The following is a 26,935-nucleotide window of genomic DNA, read 5'->3' on the forward strand; positions in this document are numbered from 1 at the left end:
GCTTTCCTCCCGAGGTCGGAGCGCGGGTTGACGGACCCAAACCTTCCGTTCGACCGCAGGTCGCGTCATCGTCCTCGCGAGGGAGGGATACTCCCCGAGACGACCCGCACGAACGCCCCGATCCTCTCGGGGACTTCCCCCAGGGGAATACCCGGAGACCGAACGCGGTGTGAGTGGTCACACGGCCCGGCCCGGGTACGCGGGGTGCGTACCCGGGCCGCAGGTGGGTGACCTCTGGGTGTCAGGCGGAGAGGGTCTTGTGGAGGGCTTCGAGGCCGTCGGCGTAGATGCCGGTGAACAGGTCGACGACTTCCTGGTCGGTGGCGCCCTTGGGGTGGAAGCGGCCGGACCACTGGACCTCGGCGACGTCGTCGCGGCCGGGGACGGTGTGGACGCGGATGGTGGAGACGTAGCCGTCGTCGACCGGGAACGGGGCTTGGAGGATGGCGTAGCTGTACTGGCGCTCGGTCTCGTTGAAGTCGACGAGGCGTTCGATGATCACTTCGCCCTCGGGGTTCTTCAGCCGGCGCACCCGGCCGCCCTCGGCGGCGACGCTCTCGGGGATGTAGGGGAGCCAGTCGGGCAGGGCGTCGAAGCCGCCGATGAGGCTCCACACCTTCTCGGGCGAGGCCGGGACGATGCGGCTGACTGAGGTGGAGGCCATGGTCGTTTCTCCTGGATTGCGGTGTCGGGTGAGGGGTTCGGGGCGGGTGGGATCAGGCGCCGTCGGGGAGGGGGGCGGCGGGGCTGACCAGGCCTGCGGCGCGCAGGTCGTGCCAGAACGCGGCCGGGATCTTCTCGTCGAGGGCGGCGATGTCCTCGGCGATGCGGCTGGGCTTGGTGGCGCCGGGGACGGCGGCGTCGGCCACCGGGTGGGCCAGGGAGAACTGCAGGGCGGCGGCCTTGATGGAGATGCCGTGCTCGGCGGTGAGTTCCTTGAGGCGGTCGACCTTCGCGATGATCTCCGGCGGGGCCTGCTGGTACTCGAAGTGGGCGCCGCCGGCGAGGATGCCGGAGCTGTAGGGGCCGCCGACGACCATGCCGACGCCCTGCTCCTGGGCCATCGGCAGCAGGCGCTGGAGGGCGTGCTCGTGGTCGAGGAGGGTGTAGCGGCCGGCGAGGAGGAAGCCGTCGGGCTGCGGCTCGTCGAGGGCGAGGGTGAGCTCGATGGGTTCGGTCTTGTTGACGCCCAGGCCCCACGCCTTGATGACGCCCTCGTCGCGCAGGCGGGACAGGACGCGGAAGGCGCCGGTGCGGGCCTCCTCGAACTTGCCCAGCCACGCGTCGCCGTGGAAGTCCTGGGCGATGTCGTGGACCCAGACGATGTCCAGACGGTCCACGCCGAGGCGCTTCAGGCTGCCCTCGATGGAGCGTTCGGTGGCGTCGGCGGTCCACTCGTGGACGATCCTGTTGGGGTTCCCGTGCTCGAAGATGCCGCCCTTCTCGCCGAAGTCGGGGGCGGCGGTCTCGTGCTCGTCGAGGATGACGCGGCCGACCTTGGTCGACAGGACGTACTCGTCGCGGGGCTTGCCGGCGAGGACTTGGCCCAGGCGCTCCTCGGAGAGGCCGGCACCGTAGAAGGGGGCGGTGTCGTAGTAGCGGATGCCCTGGTCCCAGGCGGCCTCGACGGTGGCGCGGGCCTCCTCGTCGGGGATCGCGCGGAACATGTTGCCGAGCGGGGCGGTGCCGAAGCCGAGCCGGCCGGGAAGGATTTTCTTGAGCGACATGATGGTGCCTTTTCGATCGGTGGTGCCGGGGTACGACTGCGTTCCCGGCGTGGGTGGGGCATGAGGAGGCGGATGCCTCTGCGGGCCGGAATCCACGACCCGAGTAGATGCAGAAGCTATCTACAAGCCAAGACAATAGTTGCAGACGCGCGGTAATGCAAGCGCGTCTCGCGCGCCGGGCCTCCGGGGCGGGCCGCCGAGTCCGTAAAACGCGACCCTTCCCCCGAACAACCTCACTGCGGTCCGGGCGGGCCCGCAAGCCGGGGGCGTCCACACGACGACCGCCCCGTCCGCCGACGACGGCCCGCCGCAGGCGCCGGGGCAGCCCCGCGGGCGTGTCGGACACCCGCCCCGGCCGGCCCGTTCGAGTCCCCGAGGCGGGGCGGGTTCATCACCCGACGCACGGGCCGGGCCGGACCTGATGTGATTCGGGCCCCTCGCCGGCGATCCGGGGGTCGGTCGCATCCCGAAGGAGCCCGCACCCACGACCACCACGGACCCCGAGCCGAGCGCTCTCGCCGACGGATGGGCGGCCCTGTCCCTGCCGCGCGGCAGGATCGCGACGCACACCGAGCGCGCCCTCCGGTCCCGGCACGACCTCGGCGTGCGGGAGTACTCACCGCTCGACGTGCCCGGCCGCCGGCACGACGGCGAGGGCGGTCACCCGCAGATGAGACGGGTCGCCGACGCGGTCGCACTCGGCCTGAGCGTGACCACCCGCCTGGTCGACCGTCCGGAGGAGCGCGGCCTGCCGTCCCGGTGCCCGCGCCCGACCGATCGGCGCGGCATCCACACCGACGTCACCGAGAGCGGCCCGAGGCTCCTCGAGCAGGCGCGGCCGACGAACGACGCCGCCCTTCGGGACGCGCTCGACGGCGCGGCCACGAACCCGGAGCCGGCGTCGCCCGTCGCGGCCGTGGATGCGGTGTAGGCCCCGCGCCGAGTCCCCCTGCCTACCGCACGGCCCCCTACCCCGGCCCGCGCCGTCGGGTCGGACCGGGGAGCCGGGCCTTCCGATCCCCCCGAGGCCCCGGATTGCGCATCCCGTCGCACGGCCGGATCGTGAGGCTATGCCGAGCCACCCCAGGGCCCGAAGCGGCGGGCCGACGTGAGCGGCGCGCCGTCGGCCGGCCTGCGCCGCATGGTCTCCCCGCTGGAGCTGTTCTTCGACCTGGTCTTCGTCTTCGCCGTCGGCCAACTCGCGCACCACCTGCACGCCGAACTGTCCTGGCGCGGCGCCGCCGAGACCGCGGTGATGCTGATCGCCGTCCTCAGCACCTGGGCCCTGACCAGTTTCGACGCCACCTTCCTGGACGTGGAGCGGCCCCGCACCCGGCGGCTGGTGCTGGTGGTGATGGGCCTGGTCCTGTTCATGAACGCCCAGATCCCGCACGCCTTCACGGGCCGGCCGTGGGCCTTCGTCGTCCCGCTGGTGGCCATCCTGCTGCTGGTGGACATCACGGCCGCGGCATGGGCCCCGACCCCGCTCCTGCGCCGGCACTACCGCCGGGTGACGGCGTGGGCCGCGGCCTCCATCCCCCTGTGGCTGACCGGCGCGGCCGCGGCCCACGAGTCACGCCTCGCCTGGTGGGCCGCGGCCGCCGCCGTCGACATGACCGGCGTCTGGCTGGCCCACCCCCTGCCCCGCAACGTCCTGTCCTCTCGGGACCTGGTCTTCGACGCGGAGCACATGGTGGAACGGATCCGGCTGTTCATCATCCTCCAGCTCGGCGAGACCGTACTGACCATCGGCACGGCGATCTCCGCCGCCCCGGTCGACGCCGCGACCGTGACGGCCGGCCTGGGCGTGTTCGTCGCCGTCGTGTGCCTGTGCGCCAGCTACTTCAGGGGAGGCGAGGACATCCTGGCCCGGCACGTCGCCACCACGGCCGACACCCTGCTGCCGGTCCGGCATGCCGTCAGCGGTCAGTACCCCACCCTGGCCGGCCTCGTCGCCCTCGCCGTCGGCGCCGAACTCGCCATCGGCCACCCCACCGGCCACGGCAGCACCGAACTCGGCCTCCTCCTGTTCGGCGGCCCGATCCTCTACGTGATCACCCAGGCCTGGTGGTACTACACCTCCACCCGCCAGGCCTGGGGTGCCCGGCTCCTGGCCTGCCTCGCCTGCGCCATCGCCGGCATCGCGGCCGTCCGGCTCCCGCCCCTGGTCTCCGTGCTGATCCTCGACCTGATCCTGGTGACACTCGTACTCACCCTCACACGAGTGCACCGGAGAGTGCTCACGACCATGACCCCCACGGACAGCGACTGATCCTGTTCCCGACCCGGGCCGCGATCATCGATCGGGCCGACGTACCCGGGAATCACCCGTCCGCCGTCGAGGCGTTCACTCCGCACGGCCTTCGCGGCGATCCCGCGGCGCCCAACCCTGTTCGGGACATGTTCCGAACAGCGCTTCCCATGGTGAACGAGAGCCGTGTTCGTGAGCATGGGCGGCGTCCGCGGTTCCAACGAGAGGAAGCGATATGCGGAAGCTCTACGCGATGGGCGTCATGGCCGCGGCGGCCGTCTTCACGATGGTCTCCGTCTCTTCGGCGCAGGCGGTGGCCACGAATGTGCAGAGTCCGGGCAACCTGGCCGGTGGCCGCTACGAGAGTTCGACGGACACGTTGTCGATGTGGGACAACTCCGTGCTCGACAACGACTATGTGCGGCTGCGGGTCACCAACGTGACGCGGAACGACCCCAGGGTCTACACCCATGACGGATCACCGACATACAACAACCGGAAGGACGTTCACATACCTTCCACGTGGAAGTCCGGTGACAAGCTCAGTCTCTCCGTCTGCTCGGTGGACCGTTACCGGCAGGTTGCCCGCTGCTCGAAGACCGTGCCGGCCTACGTGTAGCGGTCGGGTACACGAAGGGCCGCACCGGCATTCGCCGGTGCGGCCCTTCGTCCCTCAGGGTGTGCGCGTTGCTCCTGCCGCACGGCGCGGCGGAGCGTCGCCGGCGTGGCCGGTTCCGCCCGTCCGGAGCGGAGAGGGCAGCCGGCTCGGTATCCGGCCGTGCGACAACGCTTTCGGCGACCAGTGGTGGCACTACGGCTGAGGCACGCCCCGCGCGGGCGCACACGGCGGTGGTACGACCTGCGAGGGCTTCACCGATCGGCGGCGCGCCCTCGTGGGGATTCTCCGTCATCGCTCCGGATGGCCCGAACCCACGTGCTCGGGCTTCGGGTTCGCGCGGACCACGTTCGAGTCGGCGCCGGTCGAAGGGGATCTGCCGGGTCGCGGTCTCGACGAGGGCTTCGATGCCCCGACGCGGGGCCGCGGCAAGGGCGTGGCGTTCGTTGAAGCGCGCTCGCGTAGGAGGGCCGAGACGACTCACCGGTGATCGGTGATGCGGTCCGCGGCCGAGACGGCTTGAGCCGTGCGCAGGGGCCCGCGTCGACGTCGAGCGCCCTGTCCCTGCGGTGTCTCCGCGGCCGCGGCGGTGTGCGGGCGCGACGTGAGGAACCGGCTTCGCCTCGACCCCGAACGGACATGTGATCGCGGGCATCGCGGACAGGGTGCGGCTCCGACGTCATGCCGACGCCACCGCCGACCCCGGCCGAGGACCGCGCCGTCGCGGCGCAGGCGCAGCGGCACGGACCGGGGCGTGGTCCGTCGGACGGACTCGCGGGCTCCCCCGCCTGCGCTCCGCCGTGTGTGGCTCGGTTCCGGTGGTCTCGCGCGGGCCGACGCCGGCGCGGGTCGATCGGCCGCGTCGTCGCGCGCCCGAACGTGGTCCGGTGACGCGGCCCACGTCTCGTGTGTGTCTCCCACCGCCGCGCACCGTTCCGGCACGATCGCGTGTCGCGTGGGGTCGTCGATTGCCCGGCGGGTCGGTCTCCCTCGGTCGGTCAACGGCCTCGGGCGATCAGTTCCTCCAGGCGTTCCACCAACGCCCGCGCGGCGGCGTCGAGGCGGGTCCGGTCGCCGGTGGCGAGCAGGTCGAGGACCATGCCGGCCAGAGCGGACGCGCCGAGCGTCGCCTCCGCCTCGGCTCGCGGTCCGGTCACACCGGCGCGCCGCAGTCCCGTCGCCAACTCCTCCACCCACGCGACCATCAGGCGGCGGCGAAAATCGGGGGCCAACAACGCGGAGGTCCGCGGCATCGCGATCGCCTCCAGGATCAGTCGCACCCGCGCGAGATGCCCGGGCTCACGAACCCACTCCCAGTAGCGCCCGACCACCGACGCGGCGTCGGCGCCCTCCTCCCCGACCCACCCGCGGACCAGGTCGGCCTGCTCCGCCTCGACGAAGGCGAGCGCCTGCGCCAACAGGCCCTCCTTGGAACCGAACTGGTAGGACAACGTGTACGTACTCACCCCGAGCGCCGCGGCCAACGGCCGCAGCGACACATCACCGAGCCCCCCACTCGCCAACTCCTCCACCACCGCACGCAACAACTCGGGCTTACGATCCGGATCCGGCCTGCGTCCCATGATCACAAATTTACATCACGATTGTCATGAGAACGGGCAGCGCCCGCGACACCGCGATCCGGGGACTCGGCCCCCGTCGTGTTCGCGTCCGGACACTCCCGCTCGCCGACCGGGAGCAGGCCCGCGCCTCGTCGCCCGGGTACACCGTCGGGCGACCGGTGCCCTGCGTCGGGGCGCCGTTCGGGGGGATGGCGGGCCGGCGCCGCGCCGGAGTGCGGCGCGGTGCCCCTTGTTCACCCCGGTCGGCGGTCGGGCGTTGTCGTTGCCGTGGACGACCGACGCGGCGTACGCGATCAACGACGCCGGTGCCGCGAACCCGCGAGGATCGGCCATCGCGTTGGCCCTGGCCAGGGCCCGCGACACGGACGGGGTCCTGGACGCGGTGCGCCGCACCCAGGGCATCCCCTGGGCGAACACGATCGCCGCCGATTCCGCCGGGCAGACGCTCTTCGTGCAGTCCCAGACCCTGCCCCGGATCACCGACGACGTCGCACGTCGCTGCTCGACCGCGTTGGGCCGGGAGACGCACCCGGCGTCCGGCCCGGCGGTCCTGGACGGCGCGGGGGCGAGTGCGCGCTCGGCACCGATCCCGACGCTCTGCAGCCGGGGACCTTCGGGCCCGGCGCGATGCCGACGTTGCGCGACGCCCCGTACGTGGAGAACTCCAACGACAGTGCCTGGCTGACCAACGCCGAGCACCCGCTGGTCGGCTACGAGAGGGTGTTCGGCGACATCGGCGAGCCGCGCTCGCCGCGCACGCGCGGCGCGATCGAGGACGTCTCCGCCGCGGCCGCCCGGGGCGGGCTGCGCGTCGAGGATCACCCCGGAATCGCCGTGGGGCGAGCACCAGTTCGTGGTCCGCGACCATCGGCGTGTGCCGATCCCGGGCGGGACGGGCGAGTTGGGGGTGTGGAACGTCGTCGAGGCCGACTGGGAGGCGGCCGGCGGCGGCTACACGGACGTCTCGTCCGGTACGTCGTACGTCCAGGCCGTCGGCTGGAACGACGGCCCTGCCCCGTCGCACGGACCCTGTTGGCATACTCCCGGTCCGCGAACCCCCGATCCGCACACCACGGCGACCAGACCCTGCTGTTCTCCCGCGAACAATGGGTGAGTTCCCGATTCTGCGAGCAGGACATCCTGGCCTCACCCGAGCTACGGGTGATCACGCTGCACGAGTACGCGCCTCCATGGGACGGCGCCCGCGCCACGGGAGCCGGATCGCCCGGAGGGATGGGGCCGGATGCGACCTTCGCGGGTCCGCCGGCCGTGGCCCACCGGGATCGCCCGCCCTCTCCGCGACGGTGAATGGCCGGGGTTCGGCACACACCGCTCCCACGAGGGCGGCGGGAGGCGAATGCCCCTGACCATCGCGTGCGGCTCGGCCTGCCGGGGTTCGGCCGCCGTACGTCTCGGACGGGGGATCTATCCGCGAGGTCCGAGACCTGACGTGGCATCACCACCGACACCGCGTCCGGCGCCTAGGACGCGCTCGCCCGCCTCGTGTCGCGAGAGCGTGGCCGTCGCGTCGGACCGCGGGGAGCCGCCGAGTGCGACGGTCGGAGCGCCGGTACCCAGGACACGACGGCTGACGACGGGATCGTCCCGGTCCGACGCGGCGACGCGGCGGGACGCGGGAATGTGCACGAGGGCCCACCCCAGGCAGGCGACACCGACGGCACTCTGCGGTCCGGCACCGGTGATCGCCTCCGACCAGTGGCCCAGGCGTGCCAGAACGCACCACAGCACGCCGGACCCGCCGATCGCCACCGCGTCCGCGATCACGGTCACCAGAACATACCGGCGGCTCTTGCGACGCCCCTCGGGACGGGCCGGGCGTACCCGGTCGCCGATCCACGATCCGGGCGAGCGGGCCCGGCCGCCCCCGCGCGGAATCCGCCACACGAGGACCAAGGCGAACAAGCCGATGCCGGCGACGAAGGTCGTGAGGGAATCCGAACCCGGTACCAGGAGCCCGGGCCAGGCGGAGACGATCCACGCGACCCCGACGAAGCCCCACGCGACGCCCTCCCAGCGCAACACCTCCGAACGTGCGGCGAACCGACTGCGTGTCGTATCGATGATGTCCATACCAGTAAGCATAACGATCGTCATGACAATCCGCCATAGCAGCCACACCCCCGCCATCCCGGATGCCGGCTTCACTCATCGGCCGTGGGCTCCCCCGCACACCCGAAAGACACGAACCCGCACGGAACCGCTCTCCGGAGGGCACACCACCGCCGCCGCCGACACCGAACGCATCAGGGCTCGGGCCGGCCGGTCACGTGGTCGACACGGGTGCGGGCGTGGTCGTCGAGGTCGAGGGGCCGCCGGCGGCGGTGGCGGAATTCCGGCGCCGGGTGGGTACCGATGCCCCGCCGTCGGCCGCGGTCGGGTCGGTGGTCGACGAGGAGTTGCCCGTCGACGGCGTCGCCGGTTTCACGATTCCCGCGTCGCCGGCGGATCGGTTCGCAGGCTGATCCCACCGGATGCGGGGACGTGCGCGAACTGCCCGGCGGAGCTGGGCGATCCGGCCGATCGCCGACACCGGCGTGCGTTCGTGACGTGCGTCGACCGCGGCCCGCGTGTCGACGATCGTCATGGCGTTGCCGTACGACCGAGCGCACCGGACCCGGCACGGACCGGCGCGGGACACCTCGCGCCCGCGGCCGGGCCGCCGCACCGGAGGGTGCGTGTTCCCCACTCCGACGACACGTCGATCGCCCACCCGTCCCCGTCGACGGACCGCGGGACCGCCCCGGGACGCAGCGGCGTACCGGGCCCGGGTCCGGACACCCGGGAACGCCGCGTGGGCGTGGCGAGTCGGTCGCGACGGGGTCGCGGGTCTGTTCCTGCGGGCACGTCACGCGTAGTACGTTGAGCATTGCTCCGAGTCTTCGCGCGTCTCGTCCCTCATCGAGGAGGCAGCCTGATGTCCGAGGGTGCTCGTTCCGGTCCGCGTCCGTGGGGTTTGCGTCACCTGACCGGGTACGGGCCCGGGGCGACGGTGAATCTGCCGTACTGCGGCGTCGAGCTCGATCCGGTGACCCAGACCACCCGCTACCGCGATGCGGACGGGCGGATCGTGACGATGGGCGATCACGCCAAGACCGCGCCGGCCACCAACACCATGGAGGCGACCGGCGGTTCGGACGGCAGGGATCCGGGGCAGGGCGGGGCACCGGACCACCGCCCCGTGACGAAGACCGACGAGGATTGAGTACGCATTCGTACGGGACCGGACCGTGCCGCCCGGTCCTGGTGTGTGCCCCGCTCGGTGATCGCAGCGCGGACGCCGTGATCGAGGCGCTGGGCCGACGCGAGGTGCCCGTGGCGCGCATCGACCCGGGCGTGGATTTTCCCCTCGGGTCGACCCTGTCCGCCTGCTTCGACCCCGGCCGCGGAATGACGGGCGTACTGGAGACGACGAGTCGTCGCGTCCTTCTGGACGCGGTGCGCGCGGTGTATCACCGGCAAGCGACCGACTACGGGCCGGCATTCACGCATCTGTCCGACCAGGACGCCCTGTTCGCCGTCGCGCAGGCGCGGCACGGTCTGGGTGGTGTGTTGGCCGCGTTGCCGTGCCTGCACGTGAACCATCCGCACGCGGCGACGGCCGCCTCGTACAAGCCGGTGGGTCTGGCCGCCGCGCTGCGCGTGGGTCTGAGCGTGCCGCCCACCCTGATCACCTCGGATCCCGAAGCCGCCCGGGCGTTCGCGAAGCGGCACGGGCCGATCGTCTACAAGGTGCTGCGAACCGTGCGCTACCGCGACCCGGACGACCGGCCGCTGACCGTATGGACCACGGCCGTGGACCCCGACGACATCGACGACGCGGTCGCCGGGACGGCCCACCTGTTCCAGGCACGCGTGGATGCCGTCGCCGATCTGCGGGTGACGTTCGTGGGCGGGCGGATGTTCGTCGCGCGCATCGACTCGGGCCTGCTCGACTGGCGCAGCGACTACGACCGGCACCGGTACGACGTCGTCGACCTTCCCGAGCCGGTGGCGGCGGCCGTCACCCGGTACATGCGCGATCAACGCCTGTGCTACGGAGCTCTGGACCTGGCGGTGACCTCGTCCGGAGAGCATCTGTTCTACGAGTGCAATCCCCTGGGCCGGTACGGATGGATCGAGGCGGCGACCGGGATGCCGATCTCCGCGGCGATCGCCGACCTCCTGCGGAACGGATCCCCGCCGTGAACGCTCCTCCCTCCTCCCCGGCCCCGGCCACGGACGCCGTCGTGTTGCGGCGGCGCCTCGCGGACGCGCTGGCCGCGACCGGTGATCTGCGCGGTCCCGCATGGCGGGCGGCGGTGGAGTCGGTGCCGCGGGAGGTGTTCGCGCCCGCGTGGTTCGAGCGCAGCGACACCGAGCGGGGCACGATGTGGTCCCCTGTGGTCGGGGACGCCGCGACGTTGGCGCGGGTGTACGAGGACACCACGCTGGTGACCCAGCTCGACGGCGGGGTGGCCCCCGGGGACGTGGAGGGTCCGGTGTTCGGCGCGCCGTCGTCGTCGTCGACGCTGCCCGGTCTGGTCGTGGGGATGTTGGAGGATCTGGGTGTCGAGGACGGTGATCGCGTTCTGGAGATCGGCAGCGGCACCGGATACTCCACCGCCCTGCTGGCCCGGCGCCTGGGCGACGACCTCGTGACGTCGATCGAGGTCGATCCGGAAACCGCTCGACGGGCGGCCGCAGCTCTGAAGGCGGCCGGATTCGAGCCGCACCTGGTGGTGGGTGACGGCCTCGACGGGGTCCCGGACCGGGCCCCGTTCGATCGGCTGATCGCGACCTGCTCGGTACGCGAGATCCCCCGCCCGTGGCTGGAGCAGTCCCGGCCCGGCACGGTGATCCTCGCCAACCTCACCGGCTGGCTCTACGCGTTCGGGCAGGCCCGTGTGACGGTGACCGGGCCCGGTCGTGCCGCCGGCGAATTCCTGCCGGGCACCGTCTCGTTCATGCCCGCCCGCCGGCACACCCCGCCTGCCCCCGACACCGGGGCGGCCCTGGCCGCCGCAGGCCCGGACAGGCCCACCGAGCTCGGGCCGGAGATCCTGCGGGACTGGGTCGGCCGATTCGTCGTCCAGGGCGCGCTGCCGAACTCGCAGCAGGTCACCGCGCAGGTCGGCGACGGTCCCTGTCTCGACCACGTCCTGGACGTCGACGGCTCCCACGCCACACTGCTGCCGCAGCAGGACGGATCGTGGCGGGTTCGCGAAGGCGGGCCCCGCCGGCTCTGGTCCCTCGCGGAGCGGGCCGTGACCGCGTGGCGGGCCCAGGGTTCACCACCCATCGACGCCTTCCGCCTGTCGATCGATCCCGACCGGCACACGATCCACCTCCCCGATCGATCGCTGAGCTGGGACCTCCCCCGCCTCGAACAGCGGCGCCGTTGACACCTTCTTCCGGGCGGGTGATCTCCCACGCCGGGTTCGGCCCCGGCCCGGGTCGGGGCTCCGTCGCGTCGACCATGTGCGAGAGGTGCGATGTTTCGGATACGCCGCCTCTGGCGCCTTCGGGGAGACCGGGCCGCGGATCACGGCGGGAGGGGTGCTCCCCAGGGCGAGAGGTCGAGGGTTGGGTAGCGCTGTGCCATGGCGCGCAGCGTGTCGGGGTTCCAGAACGGGTGCCCGGCGGGCGGGAATCCGAACAGGGCGAGTTGGCTCGCCGTCGCGCGTTCGACGAACCGGTACCAGGCGGTGTCGTGGCTGCGGTCCGCCCACGGTCCGCGCAGGGCCCAATCGGCCGATGCCGGACGGTAGTTGACGTGCATGGTGAAGCGTGCCCCTCGGGGGCGGGTCAGTCCGGTGCCGCGATGGAAGGTGTCGAGTCCGAAGGCTACGACGGTGCCGGCCGGGCCGGCGGCGGACACCTCCGCGTCGTAGAGCGCGCCGGTGTCGCCGGCGGTGACGAACGCGCGCAGGTCGTCGTCGGGGGCGGCCCCGGGATCGGCCCCGGGGCGCAGGTACCAGTTGGGGCGGGCGGGGAGGTGCCGGGTGTGCTCGCGGGGGACCAGATGCGGCGGTCCCAGGTCCTCCGGCACGTCGCACAGGTAGACGAACATCTCCACCTGGCGGCACCCGGCGGCGACGGTGGGGACCAGGACGGTGTGGTTGAGGTAGTCCCGGTGCAGGTCCTGGTCGTAGTCGGCGGCACCGGTGTACTTCGCCCACACCTCGGCCTGGTACATCCGCAGGTCGTCGTCCCCCGCGAGCGCGGCGGCCAGGCCCGTCAGGCGAGGGTGTACCGCCAACAGGCTCAGTTCGGGGGAGGCGAAGGGGAACGTGTCGATCCCCGCGAACTCGTCGTCGACGTATCTGCGGCGGCGGGGGTCGAGCCCGTCGTGGAAGTCCGCGGCCGTCGGGTGGAGCGCTTCGAGACCGGCCTGTGCGGACGCCAGATCCTCGGCCGGGACAAACCCCGGCAACACGACGAACCCGTCCCGCGACCATCGCGCGCAGACCTCGTTGGTGTCCATTGACCCAGAGTGCGCCGAACTCCCCATCCGGACAAACGAATTCGAGCAGGGAACGCCCCTCCTGCAGGGAGCCACCGGGGACGGCGCAGACCGTCTCGAAGGTCGCGCCCGTGAGCCTGAAGCGGTAGAGCCGGCCGCGCTCGGGACCCGGCCACCTCGGTCCCGACGGCCGCGGTCGGGCACGCCACGGCAGTTCGAGGCAGTTCGTTCTCGGAACTCGAAGGCGTGCCACCGCCTTTGCCGTTTTCTCGGCATCGAGCCCGATCGCTTTCTTGTGATTCCCGGTCGTCCCGAACGGCGACCGCCACTCCGATCGTGCAGGGCGGACCGGGAGCGTTGGTTAACAGAACGAAACCTCGGCGTCACTAGGTTCGGAGCCGTCCGAGATTGTCGAACGCAGCCGAATGGAGCGTGACTTCGTGGGTTTTCGAGATCGGGTGGTGGGATCGCGACGCGGTTCCCTGCTGGCGGTCTGTGTGTCCGTCGTCTTCGGGGTGACGGTGGTTCCCGCCGCGGCGGAGGATCCCGGGCCCGGGTCGTTCCCGGGGCAACGGGCGTCCTGGGCGCCGTGCGTTCCCGGCCCGCCCCCACCCGACGTTCCGCAGGAGGAGTGGAACAAGCGGTGGGCCGGGATGGACTGCGCCACACTCACCGTCCCGATGAACTACCGCCGCCCCGGCGACGGCCGACTCGACATCGCGGTCAGCCGCCGCAAGGCCAACTTTCCGGACAGGCGAAAGGGTGTCCTGCTACTGAATCCGGGTGGTCCCGGCGGCGAAGGACTGGCGTTGCCGACCGAACTGGCGGGCGAGGCGATCGCCGACCGTTTCGACCTGATCGGCTTCGACCCGCGCGGGGTGGGCCGGTCCACTCGCCTGCACTGCGATGCCGTGGAGCAGGACCCGCCGCGGCCGACCCGCCCGACGGACGCGCAGTTCGCCGCGCTGGCGGCCGCCGCGCTCCAACGGGAACAGGCATGTCAACGAGCGGGCGGTTTCCTGCGGCCGTTCGTCAGCACCGCGAACACCGCGCGGGACATGGACGTGATCCGGGCCGCGCTGGGCGAGAAGAAGATCAACTACCTCGGCTTCTCCTACGGCACCTACCTCGGCGCCGTCTACGGCACGCTGTTCCCCGGAAGGCTCAACCGCAGTGTGCTCGACTCGTCCATGCACCCGGACTGGCTCTACTACGAACAGTTCAAGCAACAGGCCGTCGCATCCCGGCGAAACGTCGAGGCCTGGGCCGCCTGGGTGGCCGAACGGGACAACACCTACCACCTGGGCAACTCGCTCGCGCGGGTGATGGCCACCCTCGACACGATCGGCGAGCGACTGGCGGTCGAACCGATACCGTCGCCCGGGCATCCCGAGGACCCGCCGATCGACCGCAACTACTTCGACCGGATGCTGGGCCACGAGACCGTTCCGCGTGCCGTCTGGGCGCTGGAAGCCGAACTGGTCGTCGCGATCGGGAAGGCGGTCGGCGGAACGCTGTCCGCCGACGCGGGCAAAGCCCTCGCCGCGCTCGCCAAGGCATCCGCTCCGGCGACGGTCGACGGCACGTACCAGGCGGTGACCTGTGAGGCCGACTGGCCCAGGGACCTGAACGTCTACTACGAGCAGATGCGAATCTTCCGCGACCGGTACCCGTACGGCAGGGGCGCGGCGGCGACCGAGCCGACCGAGTGCACCTTCCGGTCGTTCACACCCCCGGAGCGGATCACCGACCTGAAACGCAAGGGGTATCCGACCGGAGTCGTGGTGCAGGCCGAGTTCGACCCGGCCACCGGATACGACGGCGGACCCGCGATGGCGAACCGGCTGGACGACAACCTGATCACGGTCACCGACGAGGGCACACACAGCCTGTACGGCCGCAACGCCTGCGTCACCAAGAAGATCGACGACTACCTGATCGACGGCGTACTCCCCGGCTCCCGCGCGAGTTGTGCCGGTCCCCCGCGGCCGGATGTACCCGCCGACGGAACGGCCGCCCGCTCCACACGTCCATCGAACCGGTCGCTGGAGGAACGCGCCCACGAACTGATCGAGGCATACAAACTCGACCGCCGATTCTGAACCCCTTGGACTGCCACCGCCCCCGTTCCGCCGAAGCGCGCGGGGGCGGGCGACTCCCGTACGTCGGCCGCCCGCCCGAGAATTCGGCGCGGGCGGCCCCGCGCGGGTCCGGAGCCGGGGCAACCCTCGCCGAGCGATCAACTCGGCCGGCGGTGTCTCACGCGCCACCACCGTGGTCCGGCGGATCATCGAGGCCGGTGACACACAGCAACAACGGCTCGTTCTCGGAGTCCGCGGCGGCAACCGCCTCGAAGCGGACGTCCGTCGCTTCGCGGGCGGCGTGGACGTCGCCGTGGGATTCGGGATCGGCGGCATCGAAGTACTCGGGTATCAAAGGGATCTCCTGGCGCGGCCACAGTGAGGTGCGGGTGTGAGGGGGCGACGAGGCGCGAAGCGGCGACCTGTCCGGGCTCAGCCGAACACGGTCCCGGAGTTCGCGCTGTTGATACTGCGTCGGCGGGAGAACGTGCCCAGGTCTATGGTCTCGCCGGTGTACGGACCGACGAAGCGCACCGGATGGGCGTCGTGGTCCGCCCCGTTGTCCACCGCCTCGATCAGCGTGGCCATCATCCGCCCCACCAGCGGGGCGTTCTTGAACTGGTTCCCGCTGGTGCCCATGGCCACGAAGTAGCCGTCCAGTTCGGTCCGGTCGTAGATCGGCGTCCAGTCGTCGGCGACGTCGTACACCCCGACCACCCCGCACGCCCGGTTCGGCACGGTCAGCCCGCTCAACCGCCGGGCCGCCCGGGTCACCTGCGCCTCGAACACGGCCGATGTCGGGTTGGGGTTCACCGCGTCCGGGTCGTCGACCCACTCGAGTGGGTCGCATTCCGGCTCGGTCCCGCCGATCAGGAGCCCGCCACCGACCTCGCCGCGGATGTACACCCCCAGGTCCATGTCGGCCACGGCGATCCCGGACGATCCCTTCGGGTCGAGGCCGCCGGACGCCCGGAGGTGGGCGACCTCCTGTCGCAAGGGTCGGACTCCGATGGTGAAGTCCGAGCCCACCCCGGCCAGATCGTTGATCCGCCCGGACCAGGGGCCGGCCGCGTTGACCACCGTCGCACAGCCCAACCGGGACCCGTCGTCGAGCACCACGGCGGTGACCCGCCCGCCGGTCGACTCGACTGCGGTCACCGCGCGCCGGAACCGGAATTCGGTACCGTGCCGCTCCGCGGCGGAGGCCAGGTTCAGCGCCGCCAACTGCGGATCGCCGACATACCCCGCGTCGGGGGTGAACACTGCCCCGAGCGTGCCGGTCGCCGGCGCCCAGAACGCGTCGTCGTCCAGTCGTTTGGGCGGCCAGTACCGCCCGGCGTCCAGACCCGGGACCCTGGCCGACAGGGTGGCCGCGTCCCACTCCTCGTAGCGGACCCCGACCGCGTCGAACAGCGGCAGGTAGACGGCGCGGGGCGCGGCGTCCACGTCCAGCACGGCCATCCCACAGCGCTCGAAACGTACGGGATCGGGGACCACGCAGCCCAGATGTTCCTCCCATGCCCGCCAGCAGAAGTGCGCCTCCCACGACGCGGCCACTCCGGCGTGCGTGGAGAAGTTGAACCGCACGATGGCACTGGAGGCACCGGTGGACCCCAGGCCGACACCGCCGGCCTTGTCCACCACGGTCACCCGCCGCCCCGCGCGGGCGAGTTCGAGGGCGATCGAGGAACCCATCACCCCCGCGCCGATCACCACGACATCCGTATTCATCCGTACTTCCTCCCTCGCCCTACGACGGCGTGGTGACGTCTTGTCGGCCCGCCGAGACCGGAGATCACAGGGGCAGCCGCGTGCCGACGCCGTGCTCGAGCGCATGGTGCATGATCGCGTGACCCACCGCGATGTCGCAGACGGCCATGCCGATGTTGCTGTTGACGATGATCTCGTCGGCGTGCTCCCGACCGGGCTTCACACCGGCCAGCACCTCGCCGGTCTCGGCGACGACCTCGGGCAGGCCGTCGGGGAAGTACCCCATCGACGCGAACAGTTCGTGTTCCTCGATGCTGTCGACGAGGTACTTGTCCGCGCGGTGGGCGGTGCGCGGATCCCAGAAGGTGTTCAGGTCACACGGCAGGATCGTCTGGCCGGCGGTCACCCACTCGTCCTTCACCACCGCGAGCGGCCGACGCAGGATGACCGTCGCCGAGCTCAGCACCTGCGCGCTCTTGACGATCGCTTCGGGCGATTCACCCTTGACGATCCGCAGGTCCAGGTCGGGCCGCAGCTTCGCGATCAGCGCGTCGGCGGCCGCCTCGTCGGTGTCGTAGACGTGGATGGTCTCCAGCTTGGGCATCGCCAGGGCCGCGTAGCGGACATGCTCGATGCCCTGCACGCCGCAGCCGAACATCGCGAACGTGGTGGCGTCGGGGTGCAGCGCCGCGGCGGCCAGAACCGTCACCGCCGGGGTGCGCATCGCGGTCAGCCACGCCGAGTCCATGACGGCCAGCGGCACCCCGCTGTCCACGTCGTTGAGGACGAGCAGCCCGGTGGTCTGCGGAAGGTCGAACGTGCGCGGGTTGTCCGGGTAGCACTCGATCCACTTCATGCCCACGATCCCCGGCCCCGGCAGGTAGGCCGGCATGGCGTGGTAGAAGACGTTGTCGTACGGGTGGACGCCGATCTTGGCCGGCATCTCGTAGCGGCGGTGGCCGTGCTCGACCAGGGCCTGGCGGGTCAGCTCCAGGATGGCGTCCCGCGTCAGGTGCAGATGTTCGACGTCCCGCCGGGACAGGTAGAGCAGTTCCGAGCCGATCCGCAACCGGCTTGCGACACGCTCTCGGTTCGTGGGGAGGGTCATGTGTGGGTTTCCTTCGGGCTCGATCCTCACCCGGCGGCCGCCGGCCGGGTCCGTACAGCCTCCAGCCGCCGGACCCCCACCGGCATCGGCACGGATCAGGAACCTCCCCGGCGTTGTTCCTCTCCCCGTAGCAACGCCGGAATGCCGCTGTCGAGGAGGCGCCGCATCTTCAGTCCCAGGTGCAAGGTCAACCGATCACGGCCGTTCTTCAGGCTCCACCCGGTCCTGTTCTCGATCTGGGCCAGCCGGTAGTACAGCGTCGTCCGGTGGATCATCAGCCGCTCCGATGCCGTCGCGGTGTCCCCCGCGGCATCCAGGAACACCTCGGCGGTGTGGGCCGGCGAGTCGGCGCGTCCAGGGGTACCGAGGTCGGCGATCCGGGGCGGCACGACCGACTCGGGAGACGCCACCGCGGCGAGCATGAGCGGACCGTAGACACCGGTGTCCCGCCAGGAGGAAACCGGTGCCAACTCCGGGAACTCGGCGGCGGCGAAGGCCGCCAGCACGGCTTGCCGCCAGAGATCCGGGGCCTGACCGAGCGAGCCGGTGTCGCTCAGACCGACGAAGACGCCGTCGTCTCGCGCGTCGCGCCGCCGCACACCTTTCCGGATCGCCTCGGCCAGCCGTGCCGCCGTGCGTTCCACCTGGGTTCGGCCGGTGACCAGGACCGCACCGCGATCGCCCGGCGCGGCCGTGAGCGGGCCGATGGCCGGCCCGTCGTGGCCGGCCCGGCCGGTCGAATCCATGATCACGGCCGCGACCGTCTCGGGGTCGGTGGTCGCGTCGGTGGCGATGACCACGATCTCGTCCCGGGCGTCGACGAGCCCCCGATCGACCAGGTCCTTCGCGGCACGAGCGGAGTCCTCGCCCCCGCCCAGGAGGTCGGCCACCAGGGCCCGGCGTCGCCTTTCCTCCTCGGCCACCTGGAGCATCCGCTCCCGCATCCGCGCCGACAGCCGGAGCACGTACGCACCGACCAGCTCGTCCAAGCGCTCCGCGCCTTCGTCGATCAGCCACAGATAGCCGAGCAGCCGTCCGTGATCACGGATCGGATAGCACCGTCGGGAATCGAGGCCGAGGGCCGGACTGCCGGGTATCGACAGGGGCTTGTCGGAGGTGGAGATGCCGAAGCCGTCGAGGTATTCGGCGACGCGGGCCGGCAGGTGCCGGGACAGCACCACGTCGATACGGAGCCTGTCCTCGTCACCGTAGTGGCGGCTGGACACGATGAGGCTGCCGCGCTGGTCGTCCACGGCGACCGACCGGTGGATCCGCGCGGCGAGCGAGTCGACCAGTTGCTGGATCGCGTCTGTGTACGGAGGGATCACCGCGGCACCGCCGACGCGACGCCGCGGCGCGATCCCACCGACCGATCTCGGACACTCACGAAGTCCTCCTCCATGCAGATGGGTTCCACGGGTGACGGCACGGTTCGGCGCGGCCCGGCGAACCGTGTCCGACACCCTGTGAGAACGCGCCGCGGGCGAGCCGGCGTTCGGCGACGCCCGCGGCGACGGCGAGCCGTCGGCCGTCCTGCGCCTTGACCGGACCCGTGCCCGGCCGGGGTTGCCCGGCCGGGCACGCGGGGCTGCCGTGGGCAGTACAGCTAGGTCCCCGGATGCGTCGGGGGGTTCGTGTTCGCGAGTGCCCATGTACGGACGGGGGCGAGGTCGATCGGCACGACCTCGGGGAACTCGGTCATCTGCGGTTGCGGGAAGCGGTTGTCGATGCCGAGCAGTACCGCGTCGAAGTAGGCGCGGATGAAGGCGTTCACGAGGTCGATCGTGCGTTGCGCCTCGGCCTTTCCGCCGCCGGGCAGTACGGTCGCGCGGTCGTGGGCCGGGATCAGCACGAGATCCGTCAGTTCGAGGTGGCTCACATCGGTCATCCGCAGTCGGTGCACGTCCCGTCTCGTGCCTGCGGTGCGAAGGGGTTCGAAGAAGAACTCGTTGGCGTCGAGCGCGGTGACGGGCGGGAAGCCCATCGTCTCCAGCTGCACGCGCATGTCGGTCGCGAGGTGGAGCAACGGAACGCGGATGTCGGTGTCGAGCAGATCGGACAGGAATTGCCCGCCGTCGAGGTTGACCACCGCCTTCACCCGGTGATCCTGCTGTGCCGTCGAGGCCGCCGCCGCGGCGCCGAAGGACATGCCGAACACACCCGTTCGGGCGGTGTCGCCGGCGCCGGCCAGGTCGGCGGCGGCGCCGGAGACCATACCCGTCTCGAGCGCGTCGATCACCGCGCGCATGTCGTCGACCCAGCGCTGCGACCACGGCCCCATGGTGTGCTCGTCCAGGAACGCCGGCGTCAGCGCGAAGCGCGTCGCGACGTCACCGGTGATCCTGTCCAGGTAGTGCGGGTCCGCGACCGTGCCGAGGAACGTTTTGTTGAACGCGTCGTCGTATCTGACCGTGTCGCCGTTGGGATAGCGCACGCCGCACGCCTCTCCCGGGTGCGCGACGCTCCACACGATGTATCCGTGGCTCGCGAGGTGTTCCATCAACGGCGTGTTCTGGGACACCCAGCCGACGGCGCCGTGCGAGAAGACGAGCGTCGGGAAGCCGCGGCCGGCCGGCTCCGCGCCGGCGACGCCGTGGGTCCGCACGTCGGCCAGCCGGTCCACCCATTCCCGGGGCGCGCCCGTCGCCTCGGTGAGCCACCGCAGTGACCGCGCCTCGTCGTCCACGAGGTAGGGGCGGCGGGTCCGGCCGTCGGTCTGTGCGGGGTACCAGACGCGCACCATGAGGCGGCGGCCGTTCGCGTCCTGGGGCCGCAGCGTGGGATATGCCGTGTCCAGGACCTCGCCGTCCCGCACTCCGACGGGGTAGGGGCCCGTCGGCGCGGCGTAGGTGAGCGCGGCCATCAGCAGGCGTCCTTGACGACGCGGCCGCCCTGGATCACCAGTGCCGCCTTGTCGGGTTCGCCGAACACCTCGGGGTGCTCCAGGGGGTCGCTCGCCCAAACGGTGAGGTCGGCGAGCTTGCCGACCTCGATGGTCCCCACCTTGTCGGCGATGCCCAGGATCCGGGCGTTGACGCGGGTGGCCGCCTCCAGCGCGAGCATCGGGCTCTCGATGTCCGAGCGCAGGGTCAACTCGCGGCCGCGGCCTCGTTGGTCGGCGCCGATGAGGTCGGAGCCCAGGCCGATCCTGACGCCGGCGGCCCGGGCGGCCCGCAGTCCGTCGATCTGGCCCTGGAGCACGGGGCCGACCCGGTCGGCGATCCCCGCAGGCAGGCCGGCCCGGGTGGGGTCCTCGAGAAGTGCGTGCATCGTCGCCAGTGTGGGCACCAGGTCCACTCCCTTCGCCGCCATCAGGCCGGCGGTCTCCTCGTCGATCTCGGAACCGTGTTCCACGCAGGTGACACCGGCGTGGATCGCGTTGCGGATGCCGGCGTTGTTGTGCGCGTGGACGGTGACGTACGTGGCGCGGGCCTTCGCCTCGGTCACGGCGACCGCGATCTCCTCGCTGGTGAACTGGGTGTCGCCGATCTTGTCGTGGGTCGACATCACACCGCCGGTCACGCACAGTTTGAGGAAGTCGGCGCCGCGGCGAAACGTCTCGCGGACGTTCCTGCGCATCTGTTCGGGCCCGTCGGACAGGAGCGATACCGACCGCAACCCGGGGATGTCGTGGTCGTACCAGTCCGCCGTCGGTTCCCACCGAGCGGCGAAGTGCCCGTGGCCGCCGGTCTGGCACTGGACCGGACCGCACTGCAGAATCCGCGGCCCGCGTACCTTTCCGCCCGACACCGCTCGGGCAAGCCCCGCGTCGATGCCCCCGGTGTCTCGTACCGTGGTGAAACCGGCGTCCAGGGTTCGGCCGCAGTTGTCGAACATGTCCGCCGCCAGTTCGGCGACCGACAACTCCCGGCGCAGGCTCGGGTCGATGTCACTGGACAGCCCGAGGTGGACGTGCGCGTCGATCAGCCCCGGCGTGATCGTCAGTCCCCGGGCGTCGAGCGTCCGCGCACCGGCGATCGGCCTGCCCAGCGCCGTGATGCGGTCGCCCTCGACGTGGATCGCCGGCCCGTGGACGGGATCCGCGCCCGTGCCGTCGACGATCCGCGCTCCCACGATCCAATAGTCAGACACTCGTCCGCTCCTTCTCCCGCTGCGTCGCGAGCGCGCCTTCGCCGGGCATGTAGCGCTCGAACCAGTCCAATACGCGGGTCATGAAGTCGATCTGCGCGGGGTAGGCCCGCACTCCGTGCCCCTCCTGCGGGTAGATCACCAGCACCGACGGCACCCCGTGTGCCCGAAGCGCGTGGTGGAACTCCTGTGCCTGGGTCGGCGGAGTGCAGTTGTCCAGGGCGCCGGCGACGTTCAGACACGGCGTGCGGGCCTGGCCGGCGTGCAGCACCGGGCTGCGCGTGTGCACGCGGGATCCGGGCTGGGTCGGATCGGCGTCGAGGAACCGGTTGCCCCACGCGGCGATGTTGCTCGTGAAGCCCTGGCTGTACCAGTCGGTCACCGGGGAGATGGGCACGGCCGCCGCGAACCGCGGGTCCTGGGTGACCAGCCACGACGACATGTAGCCTCCGTAGCTCGCGCCGATCAGGCCGACCCTGGACCCGTCGACGATGCCGCGTTCGACGAGCGCGTCGATCCCGGACAGGTAGTCCAGGGTGTCGTCGCCGCCCATGTCGCCCACGACCAGGCCCGCGAAGGCCTGTCCGCGACCGCTGCTGCCGCGGGGGTTGGGGTTGAGCACCGCGTATCCGCGCGACACCAGCAGCGGCACCCACGGGTACTTCATCGACCACATGTCGCGGAACTGCCAGATCGGGCCGCCGTGGATGTTCACGACCAGGGGGAAGGGCCCCTCGCCCGCGGGCCTGCACAGGATGCCGTCGATCTCCAGTCCGTCGGGGGCGCTCCAGGTCACCGGTTCCGCGGTGCCGGCCACCGACCTCAGGTAGTCGGTGCCCTCGTGGGCGGTGGACGCGAGTACTCGGTCGCCGTCCTTTCCGGACAACACCAGTTGTTGCGGAAGCCGGTAGGACTCCTGGATCGTGCACACGCGGCCGTCGTCGGTGAACGCGCCGTCGGTGTGGAACGTGCTGCCACCACAGGCGTTGGCGGTGGCGAGCACCTCGGACACGCTGCCGTCGTCGATCCGGACGATGCCGGCCACCGAGTCCAACCGGCGCTGCCCCAGATAGCCGAGCCGCTCGTCGTCGATCCACTCGAGGCGGGTCACGTCGGTGCCGAGGGTGTCGATCCGACGCACCGCACCGGAGGCGCCGTCGATCAGGAGGAGGTCACCGGCGACCAGCCAGCGGTCGCTGCACACCGCCTCCGCCACCGCCACCCAGCGGCCGTTCGGCGAGCCGGTCGGCAGCCCGAGTTGAACCTTGCTGTCCAACACCTCGTTTACCGCGCCGTCCAGGTCGATCAGGCTCAGGACCGCGCCGTACCAGGAGTCCTCCCAGGGAGCCTCGGAGGTGACGGCCGCGACACGACCGGGCCCGCACCACCCGGCTTCCCAGCAGTTCAGGCCCTCGGCGGACAGACGTTCGAGCACACCGGTGGCGGGCGTGTACAGCCACAGGCTGCGCCAGGCCTCGTCGGCGACGTCATCGTCGACGCGCGGGAACCACGGCGGCGCGTCGTCGATGCCCCCGCGGTTGGTGCCCGATCCCTGTCCGCCGGAGAGTTCCGCGCCGAGACCGGCGACGCCCAGCAGGATGCGCCGACCGTCCGGCGACCAGTGGAGGTATTCCACCGTTCCCGGGACCGCGGGCGCCGCCTCCGCCTCGCCCAGCCGATCCTCCGCCCACAGGTGCAACTGGTACACGCCCTTGTCCGCGCGGTCCGACAGGAACGCCAGCGTGCGCCCGTCGGGGGAGAACCGCCCCGACCGCGCCGAGGCACCGGGCGCCGACACCTGCCGGAATCGGCCGTCCTCCGCGGTGAAGAGGGCGGTTCGCGGCGCTCCCGCGAGCTTGTGCAGGACGTCCGCCGTCACCACCGTGCGGGTGCCGTCGCGCGTCACGTGCGGCTCCCGAAGGCTCGACGGCCGGCCGAAACCGGGCCGGTGCAGCGCACGCAGGTGCTCCAGAACCCTCTCGTACTGCATGGAGGCGCTCCGCTCTTCCAACAATGGCTTTTCCCTTCACATGATGTCCACGCCGCCGGTCTCCCCGGCCACCTCGATGAGAAGGGGCGGTACTCGGCGACACAGGGCGCGTTGTCGCCCATGGCCCGACCGGAGGTCGGACGATCGCCGTCTCGGCCTCTCGGCGTTTCGCGTTGACATTTGCTACCGTACATGTACGGTACTCGTACGGCTAGCGGCCTCGAGGGGTCGACGGGGCAAACCTCAGGAGCGACACCATGGACGACAGCCCTTCGAAACGCACCGCTCCGCGCAAACGCGCCCCTCGCGGAAGCCTCGACCGAGCGCGGGTGGTCGCGGCCGCGACGGCGATCATGGACTCGGAAGGCATCGACGCGATCACGATGCGGCGCATCGCCGACGACCTCGACGTGCGCCCGATGTCGCTGTACACCCACTTCCGCAGCAAGGACGAAGTCCTCGCCGCGGTATACGACAACGCGATCGCCGCGGTACGGGTCCCGGCGGTGGAGGAGGGCCTCGACGGCATCCGCACGCTGCTGCGGTCGTATTTCCGGCTGATGGTCGAGCACGCCGAAGTCGCCCGCATCCATCTCGCCGTCAACGCCTCCGGCCCCAGCGATCTACGGATCAGCGAGACGCTCTACGCCGTCCTGCTGACCCACGGCATGGGCGTCCGCGACGCGGTGGGAATGGTGGCGACCCTGATCCGCTTCACGATCGGCGCCGCCACCTTGTATCCGACGCGCAAGCCGTCGGACGAGGACCCGGGCGCGTGGTCGAAGGAGCAGCGGAGCCTGCAGGCCCTCCCCGCCGAGGAGTATCCGACGCTGCACGCCTTGGGGCTGGGACTTCCCGCCTTCACCCAGGAGGAACTCTTCGAGCACGGGCTCGATCTCATCCTTCGACAGATTCCGCCCCGGTAGGCGGATCCGGCGAAGTCTCCCTGGGCTTTCATCACAACGAACTGCCTGAAAAGGGGTGCATCGTGACCACACTCACGACCGCCGACTACCGCCGCGCCGAGCAACTGCTTCCACACAACGCGGCGCGCCTGGTTCCGGGCGCGAGGATCCGCCCGAACCGGGAGGACGGCACCGACCGTTTCTGGTACCGCGTCGACACCGCACAGGGCCGCCGGTTCGTCCTGGTCGACCCCGCCGCCGGCGATCGCGGGGCGGCGTTCGATCACGACCGGCTGGCCGCCGCCCTGTCGGCGGCGTCCGGCACGGCGGTGGAAGGCGCACATCTCCCGTTCACCTCGATCGGCCGCAGCGGCGACACCGTCGAGTTCACCGCGTTCGACGCCCGATGGCGGTACGTACCCGACGACGACCGGTGCACCCGGATCGACGACCCCGGGCACAACGCCATCCACGAACAGCCCTCACCCGACGGGGCGTGGGTCGCGTTCGTGCGCGACCACGACATCTGGGTGCGCTCGGCCGACCGCACCGAGGAGTTCGCCCTCACCCACGACGGCGAAGAGTACTTCGACTACGGTTCGAACCTCGACGTGGCACTGTCGCGGATCATGCTGCGCAACGCGGGCGTCACCGCGCCCCCGATGCTGGCCTGGTCACCCGACTCGCGCCGACTGGTCACCCACCGGATCGACCAACGGCACCTGCGCGAACAGGTGTTGGTCGAGTCGACCCCCCGCGACGGCGGGCCGCCGGTGGCGCACTCCTTCCGCTACGCCATGCCGCAGGACGAACAGCACGCCCGCATGCACTTCGTCGTGCTGGACGTGGCGCGCCGTTCGGCGGTGTGGGAGGCGACCGGCCCGTCGCACATCGGCCACCTGTCCCCGTTCGCGCGCGGCTGGGTCTGGTGGTCCCCCGACGGCGCCTCCCTGTATTTCCTGCGACAGCCCCGCTACTCCCGCTCGCTCGGGCTGTACCGCCTCGATCCCGACACCGGCGCCGTCGACCTCCTCGTGGACGAGCACGGCACCACCCGCGTGGAACCCGCACAACTGATCTTCGACCGACCGATGGTCCGAGTGCTGAGCACCGGTGAGGTCCTGTGGTACTCCCAGCGCGACGGCTGGGGACACCTGTACCTCTACCCCGCACCACCGCGGCCGCCGGACCCCGCCTCGACCGACGAGCCGGCGCCGACCCGGATCACGTCGGGGGCGTGGGCGGTCCGCGGCATCCTGCACGTCGACGAGGACAACCGCACCGTCCTGTTCCTCGCCTCCGGGCTGGTACCCGGTGAGCCCTACGCCCGGCAACTGTGCACCGTCGGACTCGACGGCACCGGATTCGTCAATCACAGCGACGACGCGTTCGATCACGAGGTCGTCGTCGCCGTGTCCGGCGCCTGGTTCCTCGACACGGCCTCCACCGTGGACACACCGCCGAGGACCGTCGTGTGCGATGTCGCCGGCGCGACCGTGCTCGAACTCGAGCGACCCGACACCGCGTTGCTGGTCGGCGCGGGCTGGACGCCACCGGAGCGGTTCAGCGCCAAGGCCGCCGACGGGGTCACCGACATCCACGGCACCCTCTGGCGCCCACACGGATTCGATCCGTCCCGGCGGTATCCGCTGGTCGATTCGGCCTACCCCGGCCCTCAGGTCATGCGCACCACCGCGGGCTTCGCCAACCCCCACTTCGTGTCCCCGGAAACGCTCGCCGCCCTGGGATTCGCCGTCGTCACGGTGGACGGACGCGGCACCCCCGGCCGCAGCAAGGCATTCCACGACGCCTCCTACGGCAACCTCGGCAACGCCGGCTTCCTCGAGGACCACGTCGCCGCGATCCACCAACTGGTCGACCGCCACCCCTGGATCGACCTCGACCGGGTAGGCATCGCCGGCGCGTCCGGCGGCGGCTTCGCCACCGTCCGGGCGATGCTCACCCACCCCGACCTGTACAAGGTCGGTGTCGCACTGTGCGGCAACCACGACATCCGCCACTACCTGGCCCTGTGGGCCGACACCTACCTCGGCGAAGGCACCCCGGAGCAATGGGCCGACGCCGCCAATCCGGGCCTGGCCGCCAACCTGTCCGGGAAGCTGCTGCTCGTCCACGGCGAACTCGACGACAACGTCCTGCCCTATCAGACCCTCAACCTCGTCGACGCCCTGATCGACGCCGACAAGGACTTCGACCTGCTCGTCGTCCCCGGCGTCGAACACATCTTCATGGGCCGCGAGCACTACGTCACGCGCCGGATGTGGGACCACCTCGTCCGACACCTGCTCGGGACGCAACCACCCTCGGGATACGCGCTGCGGCCCTTCCCCGCCGGCGCCGAACACCTCGCCGAACTGCTCGGATAGGCCCACTCGCGAATCCCCGGACTCG

The 26,935-nt window shown here is 71.3% G+C and carries 24 protein-coding genes; 13 read left to right on the forward strand and 11 right to left on the reverse strand.

What is annotated here, in order from left to right; genetic code table 11:
* Nucleotides 1-241: 241 nt before the first annotated feature.
* Both EMA17_RS27400 and EMA17_RS27405 read right to left on the reverse strand, forming a co-directional pair.
* Nucleotides 242-664 (reverse strand): SRPBCC family protein, encoded by a 423-nt coding sequence (locus EMA17_RS27400; RefSeq protein ID WP_126639791.1) that lies wholly within the window; start codon nt 662-664, stop codon nt 242-244.
* A gap of 52 nt (nt 665-716) precedes the next feature.
* On the reverse strand, nt 717-1,727 hold the full coding sequence (locus EMA17_RS27405; protein WP_126639792.1) for an aldo/keto reductase: 1,011 nt from the start codon (nt 1,725-1,727) through the stop codon (nt 717-719).
* A 463-nt stretch (nt 1,728-2,190) separates the two neighbouring features.
* On the opposite strand from EMA17_RS27405, the gene EMA17_RS27410 reads away from it, so the two are divergent.
* From EMA17_RS27410 to EMA17_RS27420, 3 genes are all read left to right on the forward strand, one after another.
* Nucleotides 2,191-2,658 (forward strand): MarR family winged helix-turn-helix transcriptional regulator, encoded by a 468-nt coding sequence (locus EMA17_RS27410; protein WP_126639793.1) that lies wholly within the window; start codon nt 2,191-2,193, stop codon nt 2,656-2,658.
* Nucleotides 2,659-2,835: 177 nt separating this feature from the next.
* The gene (locus EMA17_RS27415; protein ID WP_246126922.1) at nt 2,836-3,999 is read left to right on the forward strand and encodes a low temperature requirement protein A; all 1,164 of its coding nucleotides are present in this window, start codon (nt 2,836-2,838) and stop codon (nt 3,997-3,999) included.
* Nucleotides 4,000-4,213: 214 nt separating this feature from the next.
* Nucleotides 4,214-4,597 carry a hypothetical protein gene (locus tag EMA17_RS27420; protein ID WP_126639794.1) on the forward strand — a complete coding sequence of 128 codons (384 nt, stop codon included), beginning with the start codon at nt 4,214-4,216 and terminating at the stop codon, nt 4,595-4,597.
* 995 nt (nt 4,598-5,592) lie between these two features.
* Here the strand turns inward: EMA17_RS27420 and EMA17_RS27425 are convergent.
* Nucleotides 5,593-6,177, reverse strand: coding sequence for a TetR/AcrR family transcriptional regulator (locus EMA17_RS27425; protein ID WP_126639795.1), 585 nt, complete (start codon nt 6,175-6,177; stop codon nt 5,593-5,595).
* A 229-nt stretch (nt 6,178-6,406) separates the two neighbouring features.
* On the opposite strand from EMA17_RS27425, the gene EMA17_RS56075 reads away from it, so the two are divergent.
* Entirely contained in the window at nt 6,407-6,862 is a 456-nt protein-coding gene (locus EMA17_RS56075; protein WP_371863045.1) for a penicillin acylase family protein, read from the forward strand.
* Nucleotides 6,805-7,485 carry a penicillin acylase family protein gene (locus EMA17_RS56080; RefSeq protein ID WP_371863046.1) on the forward strand — a complete coding sequence of 227 codons (681 nt, stop codon included), beginning with the start codon at nt 6,805-6,807 and terminating at the stop codon, nt 7,483-7,485. The genes EMA17_RS56075 and EMA17_RS56080 overlap by 58 nt, the downstream gene beginning before the upstream one ends.
* Nucleotides 7,486-7,602: 117 nt before the next feature.
* Here the strand turns inward: EMA17_RS56080 and EMA17_RS27435 are convergent, their stop codons facing one another.
* The gene (locus EMA17_RS27435; protein WP_126639796.1) at nt 7,603-8,268 is read right to left on the reverse strand and encodes a hypothetical protein; all 666 of its coding nucleotides are present in this window, start codon (nt 8,266-8,268) and stop codon (nt 7,603-7,605) included.
* 197 nt (nt 8,269-8,465) lie between these two features.
* On the opposite strand from EMA17_RS27435, the gene EMA17_RS54335 reads away from it, so the two are divergent.
* Genes EMA17_RS54335 through tgmC form a run of 5 tightly spaced genes read left to right on the forward strand, consistent with a single transcriptional unit; the run spans nt 8,466 to nt 11,579 of the window.
* The gene (locus EMA17_RS54335) at nt 8,466-8,660 is read left to right on the forward strand and encodes a hypothetical protein (RefSeq protein WP_246126939.1); all 195 of its coding nucleotides are present in this window, start codon (nt 8,466-8,468) and stop codon (nt 8,658-8,660) included.
* 41 nt (nt 8,661-8,701) lie between these two features.
* Nucleotides 8,702-9,061: a hypothetical protein gene (locus tag EMA17_RS54340; protein WP_246126937.1), complete on the forward strand. Its 360-nt coding sequence runs from the start codon at nt 8,702-8,704 to the stop codon at nt 9,059-9,061.
* A 51-nt stretch (nt 9,062-9,112) separates the two neighbouring features.
* A complete protein-coding gene (gene tgmA, locus EMA17_RS27445; protein WP_126639797.1) occupies nt 9,113-9,400 on the forward strand; it encodes a putative ATP-grasp-modified RiPP in 288 nt (95 codons plus the stop codon).
* Entirely contained in the window at nt 9,397-10,383 is a 987-nt protein-coding gene (gene tgmB / locus EMA17_RS27450) for an ATP-grasp ribosomal peptide maturase (RefSeq protein WP_246126923.1), read from the forward strand. Before tgmA ends, tgmB begins: the two co-directional genes overlap by 4 nt.
* On the forward strand, nt 10,380-11,579 hold the full coding sequence (gene tgmC, locus EMA17_RS27455; RefSeq protein ID WP_246126924.1) for an ATP-grasp peptide maturase system methyltransferase: 1,200 nt from the start codon (nt 10,380-10,382) through the stop codon (nt 11,577-11,579). Before tgmB ends, tgmC begins: the two co-directional genes overlap by 4 nt.
* Nucleotides 11,580-11,719: 140 nt before the next feature.
* On the opposite strand, the gene EMA17_RS27460 is transcribed toward tgmC, so the two are convergent.
* Nucleotides 11,720-12,661, reverse strand: coding sequence for a phytanoyl-CoA dioxygenase family protein (locus tag EMA17_RS27460; RefSeq protein ID WP_160161581.1), 942 nt, complete (start codon nt 12,659-12,661; stop codon nt 11,720-11,722).
* Between the two features lie 419 nt (nt 12,662-13,080).
* Here EMA17_RS27460 and EMA17_RS27465 point away from each other — a divergent pair, with 419 nt between their 5' ends.
* Entirely contained in the window at nt 13,081-14,742 is a 1,662-nt protein-coding gene (locus EMA17_RS27465; RefSeq protein WP_246126925.1) for an alpha/beta fold hydrolase, read from the forward strand.
* 411 nt (nt 14,743-15,153) lie between these two features.
* Here EMA17_RS27465 and EMA17_RS27470 read toward each other — a convergent pair whose 3' ends face one another.
* The 6 genes from EMA17_RS27470 to EMA17_RS27495 all read right to left on the reverse strand — a co-directional run bounded on the left by EMA17_RS27470 (nt 15,154) and on the right by EMA17_RS27495 (nt 23,618).
* A complete protein-coding gene (locus tag EMA17_RS27470) occupies nt 15,154-16,452 on the reverse strand; it encodes an NAD(P)/FAD-dependent oxidoreductase (RefSeq protein ID WP_126639800.1) in 1,299 nt (432 codons plus the stop codon).
* A 64-nt stretch (nt 16,453-16,516) separates the two neighbouring features.
* Nucleotides 16,517-17,539 carry an ornithine cyclodeaminase family protein gene (locus EMA17_RS27475; protein WP_126639801.1) on the reverse strand — a complete coding sequence of 341 codons (1,023 nt, stop codon included), beginning with the start codon at nt 17,537-17,539 and terminating at the stop codon, nt 16,517-16,519.
* A 95-nt stretch (nt 17,540-17,634) separates the two neighbouring features.
* On the reverse strand, nt 17,635-18,867 hold the full coding sequence (locus EMA17_RS27480) for a PucR family transcriptional regulator (RefSeq protein ID WP_126639802.1): 1,233 nt from the start codon (nt 18,865-18,867) through the stop codon (nt 17,635-17,637).
* A 278-nt stretch (nt 18,868-19,145) separates the two neighbouring features.
* Complete coding sequence (locus tag EMA17_RS27485; protein ID WP_126639803.1) at nt 19,146-20,402, reverse strand: alpha/beta hydrolase; 1,257 nt, start codon at nt 20,400-20,402, stop codon at nt 19,146-19,148.
* Nucleotides 20,402-21,631 (reverse strand): metal-dependent hydrolase family protein, encoded by a 1,230-nt coding sequence (locus tag EMA17_RS27490; protein WP_126639804.1) that lies wholly within the window; start codon nt 21,629-21,631, stop codon nt 20,402-20,404. Before EMA17_RS27490 ends, EMA17_RS27485 begins: the two co-directional genes overlap by 1 nt.
* Nucleotides 21,624-23,618: an alpha/beta hydrolase family protein gene (locus tag EMA17_RS27495; RefSeq protein WP_246126926.1), complete on the reverse strand. Its 1,995-nt coding sequence runs from the start codon at nt 23,616-23,618 to the stop codon at nt 21,624-21,626. The genes EMA17_RS27490 and EMA17_RS27495 overlap by 8 nt, the downstream gene beginning before the upstream one ends.
* Before the next feature lie 257 nt (nt 23,619-23,875).
* Here EMA17_RS27495 and EMA17_RS27500 point away from each other — a divergent pair, with 257 nt between their 5' ends.
* A complete protein-coding gene (locus EMA17_RS27500; RefSeq protein ID WP_126639805.1) occupies nt 23,876-24,544 on the forward strand; it encodes a TetR/AcrR family transcriptional regulator in 669 nt (222 codons plus the stop codon).
* Nucleotides 24,545-24,606: 62 nt separating this feature from the next.
* Nucleotides 24,607-26,910 (forward strand): S9 family peptidase, encoded by a 2,304-nt coding sequence (locus EMA17_RS27505; RefSeq protein WP_126639806.1) that lies wholly within the window; start codon nt 24,607-24,609, stop codon nt 26,908-26,910.
* Nucleotides 26,911-26,935 lie beyond the last annotated feature (25 nt).

Origin of the sequence: Embleya hyalina (assembly GCF_003967355.1) — a bacterium.
Classification (GTDB): Bacteria; Actinomycetota; Actinomycetes; order Streptomycetales; family Streptomycetaceae; genus Embleya; species Embleya hyalina.

Coding starts and splice junctions, on each gene's coding strand:
- EMA17_RS27460 (WP_160161581.1), bottom strand. CDS start 12,661: ATGGACACCAACGAGGTCTGCGCGCGATGGTCGCGGGACGGGTTCGTC.
- EMA17_RS27405 (WP_126639792.1), bottom strand. CDS start 1,727: ATGTCGCTCAAGAAAATCCTTCCCGGCCGGCTCGGCTTCGGCACCGCC.
- EMA17_RS27400 (WP_126639791.1), bottom strand. CDS start 664: ATGGCCTCCACCTCAGTCAGCCGCATCGTCCCGGCCTCGCCCGAGAAG.
- EMA17_RS27475 (WP_126639801.1), bottom strand. CDS start 17,539: ATGACCCTCCCCACGAACCGAGAGCGTGTCGCAAGCCGGTTGCGGATC.
- EMA17_RS27425 (WP_126639795.1), bottom strand. CDS start 6,177: ATGGGACGCAGGCCGGATCCGGATCGTAAGCCCGAGTTGTTGCGTGCG.
- EMA17_RS27485 (WP_126639803.1), bottom strand. CDS start 20,402: ATGGCCGCGCTCACCTACGCCGCGCCGACGGGCCCCTACCCCGTCGGA.
- EMA17_RS27435 (WP_126639796.1), bottom strand. CDS start 8,268: ATGGACATCATCGATACGACACGCAGTCGGTTCGCCGCACGTTCGGAG.
- EMA17_RS56080 (WP_371863046.1), top strand. CDS start 6,805: ATGCCGACGTTGCGCGACGCCCCGTACGTGGAGAACTCCAACGACAGT.
- EMA17_RS27500 (WP_126639805.1), top strand. CDS start 23,876: ATGGACGACAGCCCTTCGAAACGCACCGCTCCGCGCAAACGCGCCCCT.
- tgmA (WP_126639797.1), top strand. CDS start 9,113: ATGTCCGAGGGTGCTCGTTCCGGTCCGCGTCCGTGGGGTTTGCGTCAC.
- EMA17_RS27495 (WP_246126926.1), bottom strand. CDS start 23,618: ATGCAGTACGAGAGGGTTCTGGAGCACCTGCGTGCGCTGCACCGGCCC.
- EMA17_RS27470 (WP_126639800.1), bottom strand. CDS start 16,452: ATGAATACGGATGTCGTGGTGATCGGCGCGGGGGTGATGGGTTCCTCG.
- EMA17_RS27420 (WP_126639794.1), top strand. CDS start 4,214: ATGCGGAAGCTCTACGCGATGGGCGTCATGGCCGCGGCGGCCGTCTTC.